The organism is Marinimicrobium sp. ARAG 43.8 (assembly GCF_050113635.1).
In the GTDB taxonomy this organism is placed as follows: domain Bacteria; phylum Pseudomonadota; class Gammaproteobacteria; order Pseudomonadales; family Cellvibrionaceae; genus Marinimicrobium.
On the sequence record NZ_JBNJLT010000009.1, the window covers coordinates 12,840 to 31,410 of the forward strand.

General features: G+C 57.3%; 13 protein-coding genes and 1 riboswitch. Of the genes, 8 read left to right on the top strand and 5 right to left on the bottom strand.

The window, feature by feature from the left end:
* The first annotated feature begins 79 nt into the window (after positions 1-79).
* Positions 80-2,842, top strand: coding sequence for a TonB-dependent receptor domain-containing protein (locus ACQCLF_RS14710; RefSeq protein WP_426988609.1), 2,763 nt, complete (start codon positions 80-82; stop codon positions 2,840-2,842).
* Positions 2,843-3,038: 196 nt separating this feature from the next.
* Positions 3,039-3,755 carry a hypothetical protein gene (locus tag ACQCLF_RS14715; protein ID WP_426988611.1) on the top strand — a complete coding sequence of 239 codons (717 nt, stop codon included), beginning with the start codon at positions 3,039-3,041 and terminating at the stop codon, positions 3,753-3,755.
* 122 nt (positions 3,756-3,877) lie between these two features.
* Here the strand turns inward: ACQCLF_RS14715 and ACQCLF_RS14720 are convergent, their stop codons facing one another.
* Together ACQCLF_RS14720 and ACQCLF_RS14725 are read right to left on the bottom strand one after the other, a co-directional pair.
* Entirely contained in the window at positions 3,878-5,170 is a 1,293-nt protein-coding gene (locus tag ACQCLF_RS14720) for an NAD(P)/FAD-dependent oxidoreductase (RefSeq protein ID WP_426988613.1), read from the bottom strand.
* A gap of 11 nt (positions 5,171-5,181) precedes the next feature.
* Positions 5,182-6,174, bottom strand: a complete 993-nt coding sequence (locus ACQCLF_RS14725; protein ID WP_426988615.1) for a Gfo/Idh/MocA family protein — start codon at positions 6,172-6,174, stop codon at positions 5,182-5,184.
* A 332-nt stretch (positions 6,175-6,506) separates the two neighbouring features.
* On the opposite strand from ACQCLF_RS14725, the gene ACQCLF_RS14730 reads away from it, so the two are divergent.
* The 6 genes from ACQCLF_RS14730 (at position 6,507) to ACQCLF_RS14755 (ending at position 14,341) form a co-directional block, all read left to right on the top strand.
* Positions 6,507-8,132: a HAMP domain-containing methyl-accepting chemotaxis protein gene (locus ACQCLF_RS14730; RefSeq protein ID WP_426988617.1), complete on the top strand. Its 1,626-nt coding sequence runs from the start codon at positions 6,507-6,509 to the stop codon at positions 8,130-8,132.
* Between the two features lie 48 nt (positions 8,133-8,180).
* Positions 8,181-8,287: riboswitch (TPP riboswitch) on the top strand.
* Between the two features lie 126 nt (positions 8,288-8,413).
* On the top strand, positions 8,414-10,531 hold the full coding sequence (locus ACQCLF_RS14735) for a TonB-dependent receptor (RefSeq protein ID WP_426988619.1): 2,118 nt from the start codon (positions 8,414-8,416) through the stop codon (positions 10,529-10,531).
* Between the two features lie 53 nt (positions 10,532-10,584).
* Positions 10,585-10,839 carry a hypothetical protein gene (locus tag ACQCLF_RS14740; RefSeq protein WP_426988621.1) on the top strand — a complete coding sequence of 85 codons (255 nt, stop codon included), beginning with the start codon at positions 10,585-10,587 and terminating at the stop codon, positions 10,837-10,839.
* A 13-nt stretch (positions 10,840-10,852) separates the two neighbouring features.
* Positions 10,853-11,491: a nicotinamide riboside transporter PnuC gene (pnuC, locus tag ACQCLF_RS14745; protein ID WP_426988623.1), complete on the top strand. Its 639-nt coding sequence runs from the start codon at positions 10,853-10,855 to the stop codon at positions 11,489-11,491.
* A 13-nt stretch (positions 11,492-11,504) separates the two neighbouring features.
* Entirely contained in the window at positions 11,505-12,242 is a 738-nt protein-coding gene (locus ACQCLF_RS14750) for a phosphotransferase (RefSeq protein WP_426988625.1), read from the top strand.
* Between the two features lie 110 nt (positions 12,243-12,352).
* Complete coding sequence (locus ACQCLF_RS14755; RefSeq protein WP_426988627.1) at positions 12,353-14,341, top strand: PhoX family protein; 1,989 nt, start codon at positions 12,353-12,355, stop codon at positions 14,339-14,341.
* Between the two features lie 484 nt (positions 14,342-14,825).
* On the opposite strand, the gene ACQCLF_RS14760 is transcribed toward ACQCLF_RS14755, so the two are convergent.
* Genes ACQCLF_RS14760 through ACQCLF_RS14770 form a run of 3 tightly spaced genes read right to left on the bottom strand, consistent with a single transcriptional unit; the run spans position 14,826 to position 18,522 of the window.
* The gene (locus ACQCLF_RS14760; protein WP_426988629.1) at positions 14,826-15,113 is read right to left on the bottom strand and encodes a YebG family protein; all 288 of its coding nucleotides are present in this window, start codon (positions 15,111-15,113) and stop codon (positions 14,826-14,828) included.
* A 57-nt stretch (positions 15,114-15,170) separates the two neighbouring features.
* The gene (locus ACQCLF_RS14765; RefSeq protein ID WP_426988631.1) at positions 15,171-16,421 is read right to left on the bottom strand and encodes a PepSY-associated TM helix domain-containing protein; all 1,251 of its coding nucleotides are present in this window, start codon (positions 16,419-16,421) and stop codon (positions 15,171-15,173) included.
* Position 16,422: 1 nt separating this feature from the next.
* The gene (locus tag ACQCLF_RS14770) at positions 16,423-18,522 is read right to left on the bottom strand and encodes a TonB-dependent siderophore receptor (RefSeq protein ID WP_426988633.1); all 2,100 of its coding nucleotides are present in this window, start codon (positions 18,520-18,522) and stop codon (positions 16,423-16,425) included.
* Between the last annotated feature and the right edge of the window lie 49 nt (positions 18,523-18,571).

Genomic DNA, 18,571 nt, shown 5'->3' on the forward strand with positions numbered 1-18,571 from the left:
GGCGCCGCCAGGCGCCCTTTTTTCTGACGGAATTGTTAAAGCCTAATTGTGTTAAAGCCTAATTGATAGGGCCGTTCATATGAACAGCAAATATTTTTCTCATCGCAGTGCTCTGGCAGGATTCAGCGTCAGTTTGCTCAGCGTACTGGTTAGCGCTTCTGTGCAGGCGCAGGATAACGATGAAAGCGAGCCGCCGGTGGTGGCACCGCCCGTTATGGAAGAGCTGCTGGTGACGGGGGGGCGTTTGATGAGCGGAGCGGAAAGCCTGGCCGTGGAACGCCAGGAGGCTGCGGTCGCTACGGATCTGCTTGGGGCTGACCAAATCAGTCGTATCGGGGATTCCACCGTGGCGCTGGCGCTCACTCGTGTCCCCGGTGTAACACTGGTGGACGACAAGTTTGTGTTTGTCCGAGGGCTGGGTGAGCGGTACTCAAGCACCACGTTGAACGGTGCCATGGTGCCCTCGCCGGATTTGTCACGCAACGTGCTGCCGCTGGACATCATTCCCACCTCCATTGTGGATTCGCTGGCGATTCAAAAAGTGCCATCGGCGGACAAGCCTGCGGCGTTTGGCGGGGGCAGCGTGGATATTCGCACTACGGGGATTCCCGATGAGCTGCTGTTTTCCCTGGAGCTTGGGACGGGTACCAATACGGCATCGTCCGACTTTCTCACCTATTCCGGCGGCGGTGATGATCGCTGGGGCAGCGATGATGGCACTCGTGCCTTGTCGGCTGAGCTGAACGGTGCGCTGGATAATTACCGGGGTAACCTCAATGCCGCCAATATGCATCGCCTGGGTGACTTTGCCTCCTTGTCTGATGCCCGGGCGGCGAACCGTGAGCTGGCCTCGACGCTGAACCGGGACATTTCCCCCCGTGAAACATCGGGTGACCCGGACATCAAGGCCGAAATCAACCTGGGGAACAACTTTGAACTGTCCAACGGCATGGAGCTGGGCTTTCTGGCGGGTGCGGCCTACGATAGTGGCTGGCGTAATCGGGATGTGATCCAGAGAGCCTTTTTGAATCCCCAGGAACAGGTAACGTTTGAAGACGAAACCATCTATTCCGTAGATATTACCGGCAACCTCAGTTTCGGTCTGCGCCTCAACTCGGAGAACACCATTGAAACCACCAGTTTGTGGCTGAGGAACACCGATGATGAAGTCTCCGTGCGGAATTATTTCAATGCAAACCGGTTCCTGAGTGATGGTCGCGGATTCCGCGCTACAGAGCTGCGCTACGAAGAGCGTGAAATGGAAGTTCACCAGATCCACGGTGAGCACGAACTGGGCTGGGAAACTCTGGATACCCTGGGGCTGGAGGACACGCTGGGCTTTCTGCGAGGCCTGACGTTTAACTGGTATATCTCGGAGAGTGAAGCCACCACGGACTTGCCCAATGAAGTTAATGCGCTGGGCAGTACGACCACGGACCCGAATACCGGTGAAGTGCTGTCCAGCTCGTTCGATGGGGCCAACTCCAGGGCGGTCAGCTATCGTTTTTCTGATCTCCAGGATAACGTCGACAGCAATGGCTTTTCGGTGACCATGCCCATTACTACTGACAGCTGGGATATCAAACTCACTGGTGGTATGGACTACTGGCAAAAATCCCGGGCCTATCGCCAGTACGAGTTTTACCTTGGCAGTACTTCCCTGGGGAACAGCGACCCGCTCTTCACCCAGGAACTGAGCGATATCCTTGCCAATGAAAACATTCTGAATCCGGATAACGGTTTCCAAGTTACCAACAGCCAGGACAACGCCAACAGCTATATTGCGGCAAATAAGGTCAATGCGGCCTTTGGTCAGTTGGATGTGACCTGGGATTATACCTGGCGCCTGGTGGTGGGAAGTCGATGGGAAGATTACCAGCAGGTCAATTTGCCGTGGGAGCCGGTGAAGTATGACGGCAGCCAGTTCCCCGGCATGGACAGCACCAACCCGGAAGTTATCGCAGATTATTTCCAGAATGTGACCTACGCCGATGACGAAGTCTTTAACTCCGTCGCGCTGACCTGGATGCTGCAGGACTTCTGGGCGGAAGACTTCCAATTGCGTGCCAGTTTTGGTGAGACCACCGTGCGCCCGGACCTGCGGGAAATTTCCAGCGCCAGCTACTTCGATCCGATCACCGATATTGTCGTAAATGGTAACCCGAATGTGGTGCCGTCACAGATCGATAACTACGATCTGCGCGCCGAGTGGTTCTTCTCGGGAGGCGATAACTTTACGCTGTCTTTATTTTACAAGGACATCGTGAACCCGATCGAGATGTTTGAGGGAGCCGCGACCGACGACAATATTCGGGCGGAAATTCATAATGGTGACAGTGCCGAGCTGTATGGCCTGGAAGTGGAGTTCCTGAAACAGTTGGGCAGCTTGTCGCCCATGCTGGACCCGTTCTTTGTGCAAGGGAACTTCACCTTTATGGATCAGGAGCTGGTGGCGGGGAACAATGCTGATGCCCCCACCAACCCGGTGCGGCCGATGCAGGGTGCCTCCGATGTGGTGAGTAACCTGATCCTGGGATTTGATTCACCCGACAGCATGCACTCGGCGACGCTTTCCTACAACTCCTTTAGCGAGCGGTTGTTCTTCGCCGGGCGAAATGGGGCACCCGATAGTTACGAGCAGCCTTTCCATTCATTGGATTTTACCTACTCTTTCTATCCCGATGACCACTTCACCGTGAAGTTCAAAGTCAAAAACCTGCTTGACGAGAACCTCACTTTGGAGCGTACCAATACGCGTTCGGATGGCTCCTCTCAGGATATCGAGGTCTATCACCAGGAGCGTGGTCAGGAATTGAGCTTGAGTGTGCAATACCGCTTTTAACGGGCGCTGACACCTTTTCACAGCTTCTTGCCGCCCTCAGGGGCGGCTTTTTTTTTGAATTTTTCTTCAATTGTCACAATAAATTAATAAAAACCTGATAGGGGCAATGCTAACCTCTGTGTCATAGGAGTTCGGAAATGCGCCATCCGTCTTGAGAACCACTCTTCCGTGCCAATGAGAAAAAGAGGATAAGAGCATGAAAAATGTCGTAGTCAGCGTTTTGATTGCGCTGGGCCTGGGTTCAGTGGGCAGCGCAGTGGCCGAGCAATACCAGCCTGCGGGTTTTGGGGAAAATGTCCTGCCTTATCTGGAAGCGGCGGTCGAAAGCCCCGCGCTGGATGACAACACACCGGTAGCCGCCGTTTATTGTCAGGCGGACGTCGGCGCCGATGGTCTCACGCGCAATGTATCCTGTTATGAGCGAGAAGGATTCAGAACCTTGCGTGATCAGGTAGAGGAAGCCATGGCGGGTCGTCGTATGATACCGGCGAAAATCGACGGTAAGCCAGTCCCTGTTCGAATGGTGTTCCGTGTGGTCTATGCGGACCGGTCGGGTCAGCCGCCGGTTATGTTGTTGCCGAACCTCGGACACATGCAGGGCGACTTTGGGTATCAATACTCAGCGCCTCAAGAGCGTCTGGATGATACCAACTGGTACGGTTTGTATCGTCGTGATACACGGAGCAGTGGCCAGCCCTTTTTCAGTGATGAGGGCGAGCTGACGCGAGTATTGGCGTGGGTCACCGAAAGCGGCAGAGTGGTGACCGCCCACGGGCTGGAGACGCACAGCGGGTACAAACGCGATGCGCGTGCCGTGGAAAAAGCGCTCGAAAGCTCACGGTTTATCCCCGGCATGGCCAATGGCGAAGCAAAACGCATGCGTTATGTGGCGGTATTGCATTACCCGCAGTAAAGCATCTACCTGTTGATCTTTGTTCATAATTCCGCGCGCCGATCCGCCGGCTGCCTGAGGGCAGCCGGTTTTCCTTGATCTTCAGATTCTCTTGGGAGCAGGGGCGAGGGGTAATAGGCCTGTCAGTGAAGTTTCAGGCGCGGCCGCAGCCAGCGGTTGATTTTCCCGGAAAGCATCAGCAAGCCGGTTTTTATAAGGCCGTGTACGGCCATCTGATGCATGCGGTACAGCGAGATATAAACCATCCGCGCCATACGCCCTTCAATAAACAAGCTGCCCCCAGTCAGGTTGCCCATCAAACTTCCCACGGTCGAATAATTGGCCAGGGAAATGAGTGAGCCGTGATCACGGTACTGATAGGCCTTGAGCGGCTTTCCTTTGATGGAGGCCGTCAGGTTGTGGTAGCACACATCGGCCATCTGATGGGCGGACTGTGCGCGTGGAGGCACTCGTTTCCCGTCTTCCTGAATACATTCTGCACAATCCCCAATCGCAAAAATGTGCTTGTCTTCAGTCGTTTGAAGTTGCCGGTTAACCTTGATCTGATTGATACGATTGGTCTCCAGTCCGCCGATTCCGGCCATAAAGTCCGGAACTTTAATGCCTGCTGCCCAGACCATCAGGTCTGCTTCGACCAGGTCGCCATCCTTGGTGTGCAGGCCATCCTTGCTGGCCGAAGTAATCATCGTATTGGTGCGCACCTTTACCCCGATGCGGGAGAGTTCCCGGGTGGCGGCCGCCGAAATACGCTCGGGCAGTGCCGGAAGAATACGGTCACCAGCCTCCAGCAGGGTAACGTGCAGGTGCTCGTTGGTGACGGCATTGAAGCCGTAGTTGTGAAATTCAGTGACGGCATGGTGCAGTTCGGCCGAGAGCTCAACTCCGGTGGCGCCGCCGCCGACAATGGCAATGCGCACATGGTCTGACTCCTCCCGCACGCGTTGAATACGCAGGAAACGGTTCAGCAGCTTGTTGCGAAAACGCTGGGCCTGCTTCGGACTGTCAAGAAAGATGCAGTGGTCGGAGACTCCAGGGGTGTTGAAATCGTTGGAGACCGATCCCAGGGCAATCACCAAATAGTCGTAGTCAATGCGTGTGGAAGGAATAAATTCCACACCTTCATCGTCCATCACGGGGGCCAATACGACTTGTCGCTGGGCCCGGTCAATATCCATCAGGCTGCCGATTCGGAAATGGAAGCCGTTGGCATAGGCGTGGGCGCGATAGCTGACTGCGTCATTGCCTTCATCCATGGTGCCCACGGCGAGTTCATGCAGCAGTGGTTTCCACAAATGTGTCGGGTTGCGGTCTACAAGAATGACCTCGGCCTTTTTCCGGCGACCGAGCTTTCGTCCCAGCTTGGTCACCAGCTCCAAACCTCCCGCTCCGCCACCGACTACGACGATTTTCTGCATGGTGTTGTACCTCAATCCAAAGTTACCCAGCGACCCTCTTCCTGGCTGTTGAACAGGGCATCAATAACGCGCATGTTGGCCTCGGCATCCCACAAGGGTGTCGGGCTGGGGGTGCCATCCTGAATACTTTGTGCGAACGCATCCACCATCAATTGGTATTGTTCGTGCTCGGGGAAGGTAAAGGTTTCTACCTTCCCATTGATGATGCGTGTTACCCGGTTCTCCCATCCCAGTTCCGGGTTGAAGGGGCGCTCCAGGCGTACCAGCCCCTTTTCGCCGTGCAACTCAGCCCATTGTGTGTGTTCGGTTTTGGTCGTGACCGTGAAAGAGGCCGTACCATCCGGAAATTCCATGATGGCAGAGGTCAGGCAATCGACATTGTAGCCCGCCAGCGGTTGTACGCTGCCGATCACACGGACCGGCTCGGCACCATAGACAAAGCGTGCCGACGATATGCCATAGCAGCCGATATCCATAAGGCCGCCACCGCCGATTTCCGGCAGGTTGCGGATATTGTCTTCGTCGCGGTTGTTGTAGCTGAAAAACGCCGCATAGTGGCGTATCTGCCCCAGCACACCCTGTTCGAGCCACTGCTGAATCATGGCCCACTGGGGGTGGAAGCGGTACATGAAGGCTTCCATGACTTTCAGTGTGGGGTTGGCTTTGGCCGCCCGTTTCAGCGCCTGCAGGTCATCGGTGTCCAGGCTGATGGGTTTTTCACAGAGCACATGCTTCCCCGCCTCCAAAGCCTTGACACTCATGGGCACGTGCAAATGGTTAGGCAGAGGGTTGTAGATGGCATCGATGTCCGGGTCGGCCAACAATTGTTCGTAGCTGCCGTAGGACTTGGCAATTCCCAGCTCATCGGCAAACGCCCGGGCGTTGTCGGCGGAACGTGAGGCGACGGCGACCAACTCGCCACGCTCGGAGGCCTGAATGGCGGGAAGGACTTTCTTCCGACCGATATTAGCCGTGCTGAGCACGCCCCAGCGGATCTTTCGCATAGTGAACTCCGTTGATTCTCTGGCAATGGGTTCTTTGGTAAGGAGATGCCGTGATCGGGCCCGAAAGGCTGATCGGAAACGTTAGTGTACACCAGAGCAGGCATCGGGCCTCAACTTTCCAGGCCGCGCGCCGATAAACCGTCTGTGTCATACGAAAATAAGATATTTTGGCACTCAAGTGCATTGTCGTATAGACGGATGTGAGGGGTACCGGCTGGCAAGCGCATACAACGGAAGTTGCTGCGGGAGGTGCGATCATTCCCGACCGGGAACCAGTGATCGACTGGATCAGCAGCAGGGAATCACATGAGCCTGACATTGGAGAGGCGGCTATGTTTTTACGTGCGTTAAATATCGGACCACGGTTGGCCGTGGCTTTTGGGGTATTGATCGTCTTTTTAGTCGGTCTGGGTGGGGGATCACTGTATGGCATGAGCCGCATGGAGGGCGCCTCTAACGACATCAACCGAAACTGGTTGCCCAGTATTCGGGCAGTGGGGGATTTGGGGACCAGTGTGATGCGCTACCGGGTCTTTGTGTTGCGGGTGGCCGGCGACCGTGACCCGCTCAGGTTCGAACACAATGTGCAACGAATGGAGGAGGTGCGGGCCAGGGTTACCGAGGCTCAGGCTTATTATGAGCCGCTTCCGAGGTCTCCGGAGGAGGAGCGTCTATACCAGACATTCAAAACCGCCCAGGAGCGCTACAATCAAGGCGCCGAACGAGTGGTACAACTGTCGGAGGTCGGCGATTTCGATCAGGCCATGAGCGTTATCAATGGCGAACTCAGCTCGGCAGCGGATGAAATGGCCGAAGTACTGCTGCAACTGGCAGAATTCAATCAGGAGGCCTCGCGCACGGCGGCTGGTGTAGCCGACCAGACGTTTAAAGACAGTCGGTTATTGATTTTGATATTGCTGGGCGGCGCGGTTCTTCTGGCCGCCTTGATGGCGTTGATGATCAGCCGCAGCGTCGTGCGTCCGTTGAGCACGGCATTGAGCGCGGCACAAACCATCGCCGGCGGTGACCTGACGAGTAATATTGAGTCCGCAGGCCGGGATGAGCCAGCCCGATTGCTTGAGGCGCTGGCGGTGATGCGGGAAAACCTGCGCAGTGCGATCAGCCAGATTTCCAACTCATCCACTCAGCTGGCGTCGGCCACCGAGGAACTCAGCTCAGTCGCAGAGGACGCTTCTCGCAGTCTTCAGGAGCAGACGGATGAGGTGCAACAAGCGGCCAGCGCGGTGAATGAAATGACGGCGGCTGTGGAAGATGTCGCGCGCAATGCGACAGAAACCTCTGAAGCCTCGGTCACCTCGGCGGAGGATGCGGAAACCGGTCGTGCCCGCGTGGTGGAAACCGTGGAAGCGATTCAGCATATGACCGCCGAGATCAAGCGCACCTCCAGCTCGGTGAATGAATTGGCGGACCAGGCGAGTGATATTGGCAAGGTTATGGATGTCATTGTCGCGATTGCCGAACAAACCAATTTACTGGCGCTGAACGCGGCCATTGAAGCGGCACGTGCGGGCGAGGCGGGTCGAGGGTTCGCCGTGGTGGCGGATGAAGTTCGGGCGCTGGCACATCGCACGCAAAGCTCCACCAAAGAGATCGGCAGTATCGTCACCAGCATCCAGTCGGGCACCAAAACCGCCGTGTCGTCGATGGAAGAAAGCTGGGACCGTGCGACCGCGACTCTGGATATTGCCAAAGCGGCCGGGGAAGCACTGGAGCGAATCGCCAATGGTATTACCCGAATCAGTGATCGCAACCAGGTAATTGCCAGCGCTTCCGAAGAGCAGGCCACGGTGGCGAGGGAGGTTGATCGCAACTTACTGAAAATCAGCGATATCGCCACCCGTTCGGCGGCGGGCGCCAACCAGACCAGTGCGTCGGCGGAAGAGCTGTCCAAACTGGCGGTGGAGCTCAATACGCTGGTGAGTCGTTTTCAGCTTTAGGCAGAGACAGTTAAGCCTTGGTGAACGGGAGCAAACGCGTTAGAATCCGCCCATTCCTCGGGGAGGCCCCTGGCCTGAGACGTTTCGGTGACGAAGCGGACCCGTTGAACCTGATCCGGTTAATGCCGGCGTAGGGATAGGAAGAGGAACCCCCGCCAGTGTCCCACACTGGCTCGCTCGCGAAGCCTGGCAGTATCTGCTGCCAGCGTCGACAACAAGCGTTCCAATACTCCCGCTCGCATACCGGGTCTCCATTGATCAAATACTTGGAGACTCTACTCATGACCAAAACACCCTTGACGCTGACCGCATTGGCCGCCGCGATGCTGGCGGGCCTTGTTCAGGCACAGAATGCGCCGTCCACCGTGGAAGATATATTGGTAACAGCGGATTTCAGGCCTACGGGCCTGCTGGACCTGGCGGCCAGTACCACCGTAATTGACGCTGAAACCATTGAGCAGCGCAGCGCTGTACACTTGGCGGAAGTGTTGAATACGGCTCCGAACGTTAATTTCTCCACCGGTGCCTCCCGGGGGCGCTTTTTCCAGATTCGCGGGATCGGTGAGCGCAGCCAGTTCGTGGAGCCGATCAACCCCTCCGTGGGGCTGATCGTCGATGGCATTGATATGACCGGCATTGGCGGCGGTGCGACTACGCTGGATATTCAACAGGTAGAAGTACTGCGTGGCCCCCAGGGCACCTTATACGGCGCCAATGCCATGGCGGGGCTGATCAACATGGTCTCTGGAAATCCCACGGAGGTGACCGAGGGCCAGGTGTCCGTCGGTGTGGCGGAATACAGTACGCGCACCGCGAGTGCGGTGGTCAGCGGTCCGCTGTCCGATACGCTCGGATACAGACTGGCCGTGGGCACGACACTCAGTGATGGCTATCAGGACAATGCCTGGCTAAACACCGACGACAACGCCAGCATTGATGAACAGACCGTGAGAGGCAAAATCCGCTGGCAGCCCAGCGAGCGATTGACGCTGGATGTGACCGGCCTGTACCTGGACATCGACAACGGTTACGACGGCTTCTCCCTCGATAACACCCGCACGACCTTATCCGACCAGCCCGGTCACGATCGCCAGCAAACCCAGGCCGGTTCGGTCAAAGTGCAGTGGCAAGCCTCGTCCGCCTATGACCTGGTGGCCCTGCTGAGCCATGCGCGCTCTGATCTGGAGTATGGGTACGATGAGGACTGGGCCTATCCCTCCATCTGTGAAGATTTCGAGTGTGTCGACGAAGGCTTTAACTCCTTCGATAACTACGTGCGGGACAACGACAATACCACCGTGGATCTGCGCCTGGTTTCCAACAGTGCCGAGGGTGAGCTGGACTGGGTCGCGGGTGCCTATTACCGCGACCAGAACGAGGATCTGTTACGCCAGTACACCTACCTGTCAGAGGGTTTTTCCAGTGAGTTCAGCACCGAAAGCCGCGCCCTGTATGGCCAGTTGGGGATACCCTTGGCCGAGCGCTGGACGCTGGTGTCCGGTCTGAGGTATGAATCGCGCGACGCGGACTATGCGGACAGCGATGGTTCTGTGTTCAACCCGTCGGAAGATATGTGGGGCGGAAAGCTTGCACTGGAATATCGGGATGCGAGGGGCCAGCTCTGGTATGGATTGGCCTCCCGGGGATTCAAGGCCGGTGGTTTCAACAGTAGCCAGACGCTGCCGGTCAATGACCGCGAATTCGACACCGAAACCCTGTGGAACTATGAACTGGGTTGGAAGGGCGATGCCTTCGATGGCGCCTTGCAAACCCGCATCGCACTGTTTTACCAGGACCGCGACGATGTGCAGACCAAACAATCCCGGGTCGCTCCCATTGCCGGTGAAGAGTGTCCCTGTAACTTCACCGATTACACCACCAATGCCGCCGCGGGCAACGCTCGGGGCCTGGAGCTGGAAGTCAACGCCCAGATTAATTCGATGACCCGCGTCTTCGCCAGCCTGGGTTTGATTGACAGCGAGTTTGATAACTTCCAAAGTTTTGTGCACGCCGATGCTGACCCCGAGAACGGTGTGCCCTACGATTTGAGTGGCCACGACATGCCTCATGCCCCGAGTTATCAGTTTGCGGTGGGTACCCACTTGCAGTTGACGGAGCACTGGTACGCACGAGTAGAAGTGGAAGGTAAAGACGGCTTCTACTTTTCCAGCCGTCACGAAGCGCAATCCGATGCGTACGAGCTGCTCAACCTGCGGGTGGGTTACCAGGCTGACCGCTGGGAAGTGGCCCTGTGGGGGCGTAACCTGACCGATGAAACTGTGGAGACTCGCGGCTTTGGGGCGTTCGGCAACGATCCGCGCGATGGTTACGCCACCAAACCCTATTACCAGTTTGGCGAGCCGCGTATTGTGGGTCTGGATGCAACGTTACGATTCTGACGTAACGCCAGGCGCACGCGCCGACACTGATGAAGATGGCCGAGGTTAACCGTATGAAGCTTTCTGTGGAAATCAGTATGTATCCCTTCAATGGCGATTATATTCCGCCGATCCAAGGGTTTATCGACTGGCTCAACCGCCAGGACGGATTGCGCATCCAGACCGTGCCGACCTGCACCATTGTGACGGGCGATTACGAGCGCGTGATGGATGTGTTGCGAGACGGATTGAAGTACAGCTACGAGCAGTTTGGTAAAGCGGTGTTTGTGGCCAAATTCCTGCCCGACTACGAAGCGCTGAATTCATGAGAGCGCTGAGTTGATGACGGACATTGCACTGCAAATCACCGACACCTGGGCTCAGTGGTGGGGGTGGGAACTGGTTGCGGTCATACTCGCCGTTGGGTATCTGGTTCTGGCCGTCCGGCAGAATCCGCTGTGCTGGTACTGTGGTTTTGCCAGCACGGCGATTTATACCCTGTTGTACTGGAATGTCAGCCTGTTAATGGAGGCGGGCTTGAACGTGTACTACATGGTTATGGCGGCTTATGGCTGGTGGCAGTGGAGACACGGTGGTAAAGGTGACACTGAGTTGCCCGTGCGCACCTGGCCCTGGTATCAGCACCTGGCCGTTATTGTGTCCGTGCTCGTGGTCAGCGCCGCCACGGGTACCTGGCTGACGTACTTTACCGAAGCCGCCTGGCCCTATGTCGATTCGTTTACGACCTGGGCGGCGGTCGTCACAACGTTTATGGTGGCCCGCAAAGTGCTCGAAAACTGGTTGTACTGGATGGTCATCAATAGTACCGCCATCGTGGTACTGGTGGACCGGGAGCTGTACCTGACGGCGCTGTTAATGGGCAGCTATCTCGTGATCTCCGTGTTTGGGTGGCGCGCCTGGTATCGTGATTACCGCTACCGTGATTACCAGCATCGGGAAAAGGCTGCCCAGCGTGTGTAACCGTTGTCCTCTTTTGCAAGCTGCGCTTGATACCTGGCCGGATTGGGAGTTGCCCCTGACCGCTCGCCCGGAAGTGGTGGCACGAGTGCCGGGTGGGCGAACCAATCGCAGCTATCAACTGCGCGCCCCGGGCCTGCGCTTTGATTTATTGCTGCGGCTAAATAACCCTCGTGCCGAACAGTTGGGTATTCGTCGGGAGAGCGAAGCGGTGATTCTGGAAACGGTAGCTTCGGCGGGCTTGAGCCGAGGTGCCTGTTATTGGTCCCCGGCGCACGACTTTACCGTCTTTCGCCATGTGAATGCCCGCACCTGGAGTGCCAGGGACTTCCAGAGTGAGACACAACGCCGTCGACTGCTGGAAGCGCTGGGGGTCGTCCACCAGCTCCGGCCGGACACGCCACGCCGTCGCTATACGGACTATTTGGATCATTATTGGCGACAGTTGGAGGCGGCCGGGGCGTTGGAGGCATCGCTGAAGAAACAATGGGCCGATTTTCGCCCGGCGCTGCGCGAATTTGACGAGAGCGACTGGGTGCCCGTCTTGACCCATCACGATCTGATTCCGGAAAACATTCTGGAAAACGAGGATCGGCTGTATCTGATCGACTGGGAATATGCTGCCGTCGGACACCCGGATATTGATCGCTGGTGTCTGGATCCAACGCTGGTGCGGCATCCCTTTATTCCGGAGCTGGCGCGTTGGACCAATGATTTATGGGAGCGGGTATTGGCTTTACATGCACGTTCCTGAGGCGCCTGTCCGCCCCAGTTGGCAAGCTGCCCCGGGAATGTCATTACCCTGTCATGAAAGTGTTTGAGCATCCCCGGTCAAATGGCTGGTAAATAGTGAGGTAGCCCACGATGGTTAATGTGAATCCGATTCCGGGTGCACCGGACATTGACGATGTGCCGGTGAACCCGTCCTCTCGCCAAGACCTGAACCGGGTCGGTCAGTCCCGTCGGCGTGTGCTCAAAGGCGGTCTGGGGTTGTTGGCAGGCCATCTGGCCGCGCCAGTGCTGACGGCGTGCTCCACCGGGGCTGGAGTTCGGGCTCCGTTTATGGACAGTCCACGCCCGCTGATTGGCTTTCAGTCGGTGCCGGTCGAGCAGGATCCGAACTTTGATGGCGTCAGAGTGGCGGAAGGTTATACCGCCCGCCCGTTTTTCAGTTGGGGGGATGCTGTGGAAGAAGGCGCAGCGCCCTGGCATACCAACGCCGATAATACCTGGGAAGAGCAGGCGCGACAGGCGGGTCAGAACCACGATGGCATGCACTACTTCCCCTTCCCGGACGCTCCCGATCAGCATGGTTTGTTGGTGATCAATCACGAATACATCAACGACACCTTGCACCCCGATGGACCCACCGTCACGCTCGATGGCGAGGGGCGTAAAATCCGTCCGGCCGATGAGGTGCGCAAAGAACAGGCTGCACACGGGCTGAGCATCATTGAAATCCGTAAAGGCGATGATGGGCAATGGCAGCGCGTTTTTCCTTCACGGTATAACCGTCGCCTGACGGCGTACACGCCCATGACCATCAGTGGCCCCTGCGCTGGCGCTGACGCCATGAAAACCATGGACGACCCGGCGGGGCGGGAAGTGCTGGGCACACTGAATAACTGCTCCATGGGGGTGACACCCTGGGGGACCTATCTGATTGCCGAAGAAAACTGGAAAAATTATTTTGCCAATCGCGATGCGGACGATCACCAGCAGCGCCGTGAGCACCACCGCTACGGTATTGCGGCGGGTGCCAACAGCCATTACAACTTCTGGGAAAGCGCCGACCCGCGCTTTGATGTCACGCCGCAACCGGATCAGCCGCACCATGGCTACGTGAACGAACCCAACCGTTTTGGCTGGCTGGTGGAAGTGGACCCGTTTGATCCGAGTGCCAAGCCGATCAAACGCACGGCCTTTGGCCGTCTGGTCCGTGAAGGGGCCACTTGCTATGTACACGATGACGGACACATGGCGTTTTACTCCGGGGACGATACGCGCGGCGAGTACGTCTATAAATTCGTGCCCGAAGGGCGTTTTGATCCCGATAACCCCCGGGCCAACCGAAACCTGCTCGATAAGGGCACCGTTTACGTGGCCATTTATCGCGAAGGCGGAGAGGGCGAATGGAAGCCGCTGGTGTGGGGAGAGCCGGGCCTGACGGAGGCCGATGGGTTTCGCGATCAGGCGGACGTGTTGATCAATTTGCGCAGTGCCGCCGATGCGGTGGGAGCCACCCCGATGGACCGGCCCGAATGGACGGCCGTGAATCCGCACACCGGGGACGGTTATGTCTCCCTGACGAACAACCTGGAGCGGGCGGTGAACCCGGCGCAACCGCTGAATCCGGCGAACCCGCGGCCGATCAACGCGCACGGCCAGATTTTGCGTTGGCGGGAAGACGAGTCGCACCCGGCGGCGCGACGTTTCCACTGGGAACTGTTTTTACTGGCGGGAGAAACACCACCGGCTGGGGAGTCCTACAAAACCTACCATCGCTACGGCACCATACAAGGTGATGTATTTGCCTGTCCCGATGGCCTGTGGTTTGATCGGGAAGGTCGGCTCTGGATTGAGACCGATTTCAATGACAGTAATGCGGTGTACGACGCAATGGGGATGAACCAGCTGCTGTGCGCCGATCCGGTCACTCGCGAAGTGCGTCGCTTCTTGAACGGCCCGGTGGGCTGTGAGATTACCGGTATCACTGGCACGCCAGATGGCAAGACCCTCTGGATTAATGTGCAGCACCCGGCGCGGAGCTATCCGGCCAGCGATGGCAAAACCCGCCCGCGTTCAACCACGGTAGTGATTACCAAGGATGATGGCGGCGTGATCGGCACCTGACTGGTCGGCACCAGCGTGTCGAGAGTACCGTGGTAGACAAAAAACGGCGGCGCCCTGTCCGAAATATGCGTCACCGGGGAGGCGCTGGCGTAAGCCTCCGCCGTGAACCGTCATGACGGTCGGATGAGGCCCTTTCGAGAAAGGCGTGTATATGTCGGCTTTCAAGGGTTTAGGCCAGTCGGCGGGGGTGAAGACCACATCCCGTGTTACCCGCCATTCGTGGTCTGGCAAAGGGTACGTCCTGTCTGGCGCGTTTGTGTGAGAGACGCAGCCGCTTAGCACGGCGCTAAACAGGGAAAAGACCAACGCTTTCATTAGGGCTCCGATAATAAAGTCGTTACTCGCCAGATTTGATGTGACGGGTATCTCGCCATGGATACGGAGCGCGTGCGGTGTTGGATGTCAGGGCGTCGCGGGACGGGCAGGAAATATTGAGTCATCGGCTCGTCCTTGAGGCCGTGAGCCTCCCTCAACGAACACCTGGTTACTGATGGGCCGCCAGTGGAGTGACATTTTCTTCCTGGTCCGTGTCAGAGGCTTCCAGCAACACTTCCGGCTTGCCTTTGCAGGCTTTGGCCAGCTGGTCGCTGCGTTCGGCCAGTAGAAGACCGATGGCCTCGCTGTAAGCTTCGCTAATGCCGTCCACCTTGGCCTCGATTAACTGGGTAATATTGGCGGCCAACTCCAGCATTTTATCGTGCGCTTCCGCGGCTTTTTTATCGTCGAACATCTTGCCATCCCGATCACATTTCCAAACGGCGACTACAGCCATGGTTACCTCCTGGGTCATTACTGTTTTTTTATACAGTATTGGTCTGTCGGTGAAATGTCAACTCCAAAGGGCGAGACCGGTCAGTACAAAGCACGCCGCGATCAGGCCAGCCTGCAGCCAGCCTAGCGTTTGCCCACGCCAGATCACGCCCCAGCGGGAGCGAGGACGTTGTGGACGACGCGCTGATTGGGGCGCGTCCCCTGATGGTCGGCGCTTGCCGGGTGCGCCGCAAAGGCGCAGGGCATAAATCCAGACACCGCTGGCGCTGAGCAGGCACAGCATTGCGCCGAACACAAACCAGAGAAATCGCGTGAACTGACCGCCAAAGGTGCCGAAGTGCAGGGGATCAGCGGCCTCGGCGATACGCTGATGAGCGCTTAACTGTTCGCCGCGAAGGCGGTCGAGTATGTCACCGCTGGCCGGATCTACCAGCAACAGATTGGCCCGGGGCCTGACCAGAAGTGCACGGTCCTGGCCTTGGATAATCAGCGGTTTGTTGTCTCCCAGAAAGCGCACACTGTCCACCCGGTATCCTGGCCACTGGGCGAGTGCGCGCTCGAGGTTACGACTGAGTGTATCGGCATCGGTGGGCATCGCACGGGTTTCCGGGATTTGCACCAGGGCGCCAGCACTGGAGGGGGCACTGCCGCCCCAACGCTCGACCAGATACCACAACCCGGTCAGGCCTATGACCAGGATGAACGGCAGGCTCCAGACACCGAGCCAGCGATGCAAGTCGCCCCACCAGCGGCGCGGTGGGGCTCCCTTTTTGGGTATTTTGGAAAAACCTTTCCACCAGCGTTTGAAAATGGGGAAGGCGGAAATCATCGACAGCAACAGGGGAATGCTGAGCAGGCTGACAATGGTGATCCCCCATTGCAGCGGCAACATCAAATGCCGGTGTGCCTGGCGAAGAAAACGATGGACGTTAAACCAGCCCGCCGTGCCCTGCACCTCTCCGGTATAAGGGTTAATGTACAGGCGCTGTAAGCCACCTTCTTCATCGTTCGCCAGTACTTCCGCCGCCATATAGCCGGGAGGGTTGGCGTAAAGGTAGGTGGGCGTCCAGTCCGGCCGGTACTGAATGGCCGCAGCGATCAGCGTGCCTACGGGCTGGTGCTCTGCCCCGGCCGGCGCGTCCACGCGCATGCCGGGTGTAAACAGCCAGTCGATTTCATAGGCGTACACCGCCAGGGTGCCGGTGAGACTGACGAAAAAGAGCAGCAGGCTCAGCTTCAGCCCCACCCAGGAGTGGAGGCTGAACCAGCGGCGGCGCCCGCTTTTTTTATCCGTCCCCGTTCGGGCCACCTCAGAATTCCCGGGTCAGGCTGACAATGACGCGGCGAGGTTCGCCGGGAAAGTGGCCGGTGCGGAAAATAAAACCACTTTCCGCGTAGGTTTTATCAAAGAGGTTTTTCACATTCACTTGCAGTTTCCACTGGTCTATCTGGCTCTGCCAACTGGCGTCGAAAACGGTGTAGTCGGGCACAGGAGCGCCATCGATACTGATTTGCTTCCCTTTGTATTCGGCCCCGAATGCAATAGCGGAGTTGATCGACAGGAAATCGTACCGTGTCCACAGCCCCAGTTGGTGGTCGGGGGTATTGGCAAACTCGCCGTTGGTGGCGTTGGTAATGCCATCGCTGTCTTCCAGGACTTTGGTTCGGTTATAGCCGTAGTTTAAGGTCATGGTCCAGTGGCGTAGCAAATCGGCACTCAAGTCCAGCTCGGCACCGCGACTGCGGACTCGTCCGAGGGCACTTTGCCTTTCTCCATCAGGATCGGTGGGATCCGCTTGCAATACGTTGCTGCGTTCGATCTCATACGCCGCCACATTCAGCCTGGCTCTTCCTCCGAATAGTTCCAATTTTGCACCGATTTCAAATTGTTCACTTTCTTCGGGCTCGAATGGGCCGCCTGTTCGTGAGGTTTGCTGAGAAATATCTTGTGGAACAAACCCTTCGCTGACGCTGGCGTACAGATTGAGTTGTTCGTTAATATGATACACAGTGCCCAGGCGGTAGGTTAACGCGTCGTCGCTGAATGTTTCAGCAGTGCTGCTCTCATTATCAAAGTGTGTGTAACGCAGGCTTGCCAGGAAGTCCCAGCTGTCGGACGCGCGAATTAAATCCTGAATGTAAATGCCTGACTGTGTCTGGGAACTCGTGTCGTCGTTTTCCCATGGTCTGTCGAGAGCGTATTGGGAACGATGCGTCTGACCATATATTGGATTGTAAAGGCTCAGGGGTGGAACCACGCCGCCTTCTTCACTTTCAATCGGGTCGCCGCGCTTGGCTTTGAAGTTGTCCTTTTGGTCAAACACCTCCGCTCCGACAAGAAATTCATGTTCCACGCCTCCGGTATGGAACTGGGTGAGAAGGTTAGCGTAAGCGGACAGGCCTTCGTTATCTCTAATTTGGTAGCGGAATTGTCGGCTCATCATGTCCTCGACGCCATCACCGTTGGAGTCATACAGGCCGCGAGGCTCGTGGTAGTTCTGCTTTTCCTGATTGTCGTACCACCGGGCGGCCATATCGAGACTCCACTGGTCGTTGAATCGGTGTTGCAGGCGACCGTACAGAATATCCGCTTCCAGAGAAAGAAAGTCGGTGGGTTCGTTGTGGTTCCAGGCGGTGTCTACCAGAAAGTGTCCGCTCTGATCGATGGGCACGCCGCGCAGTCGATTACCGCCAAGGGTCTGGTCGACAAAAGAGTACTTGATCTGTGCTCTGGTATCGCTGGAGGGTTCCCACACGAGTCCGATATCGCCCTGATCATTGTCGTTGGTGGTATTGGTTCTGAACGGATCTTCGGTTTCCTTCAGCATGGCCACCCGGTAACCGAGATCACTGCCTCCGAAGGCTCCCGTTGCTTCGAAGTTGACACCGGTCAGGTTGTAATTGCCCGCGAGTATCTGGGCCTGGGCGCGGTTCTCTAGAGAGGCCTGGCTGGTGTTGTAGTTGATCAGCCCGCCGGGTTGGCCGGCACCGTACACGGCACCGCTGGGGCCTTTAAGGACTTCCACTTGCTCGATGCCGAACAGTCGCGGAACGGTGAAGCCTGCATAGGGGTCGCCGCGCAGGCCGTCATAGAGCACTTCATCCTGCCGGAAGCCGCGAAAGGTAACCCCGGAGTAGCTGAAGAAGCTGACGCCGCTGATGCTGCGGTACAGGTCGCGTGCGTCCCGGGCGCCCTGATCCAGAATCAGTTCCTTGTTGAGCACCTGAACGGAGGCTGGCACTCGTGTGAGGTCGGCACTCAAACGAGTAGAGACGGAAGACTCGGACACCTGGTAAATCGTCTGGGCCCGGCCGGTCACCAGAACTTCATCGGCGACGGGTGAGGGGGATTGTGCCCAGCTGTGGCTGGCGGCCAGCAGGGCAGTGGATATCAAAGACTTCTTAAACATTGATTGTTCCTCTGCTTAACAAATTGTTGCTAATGATAATATTTATCAT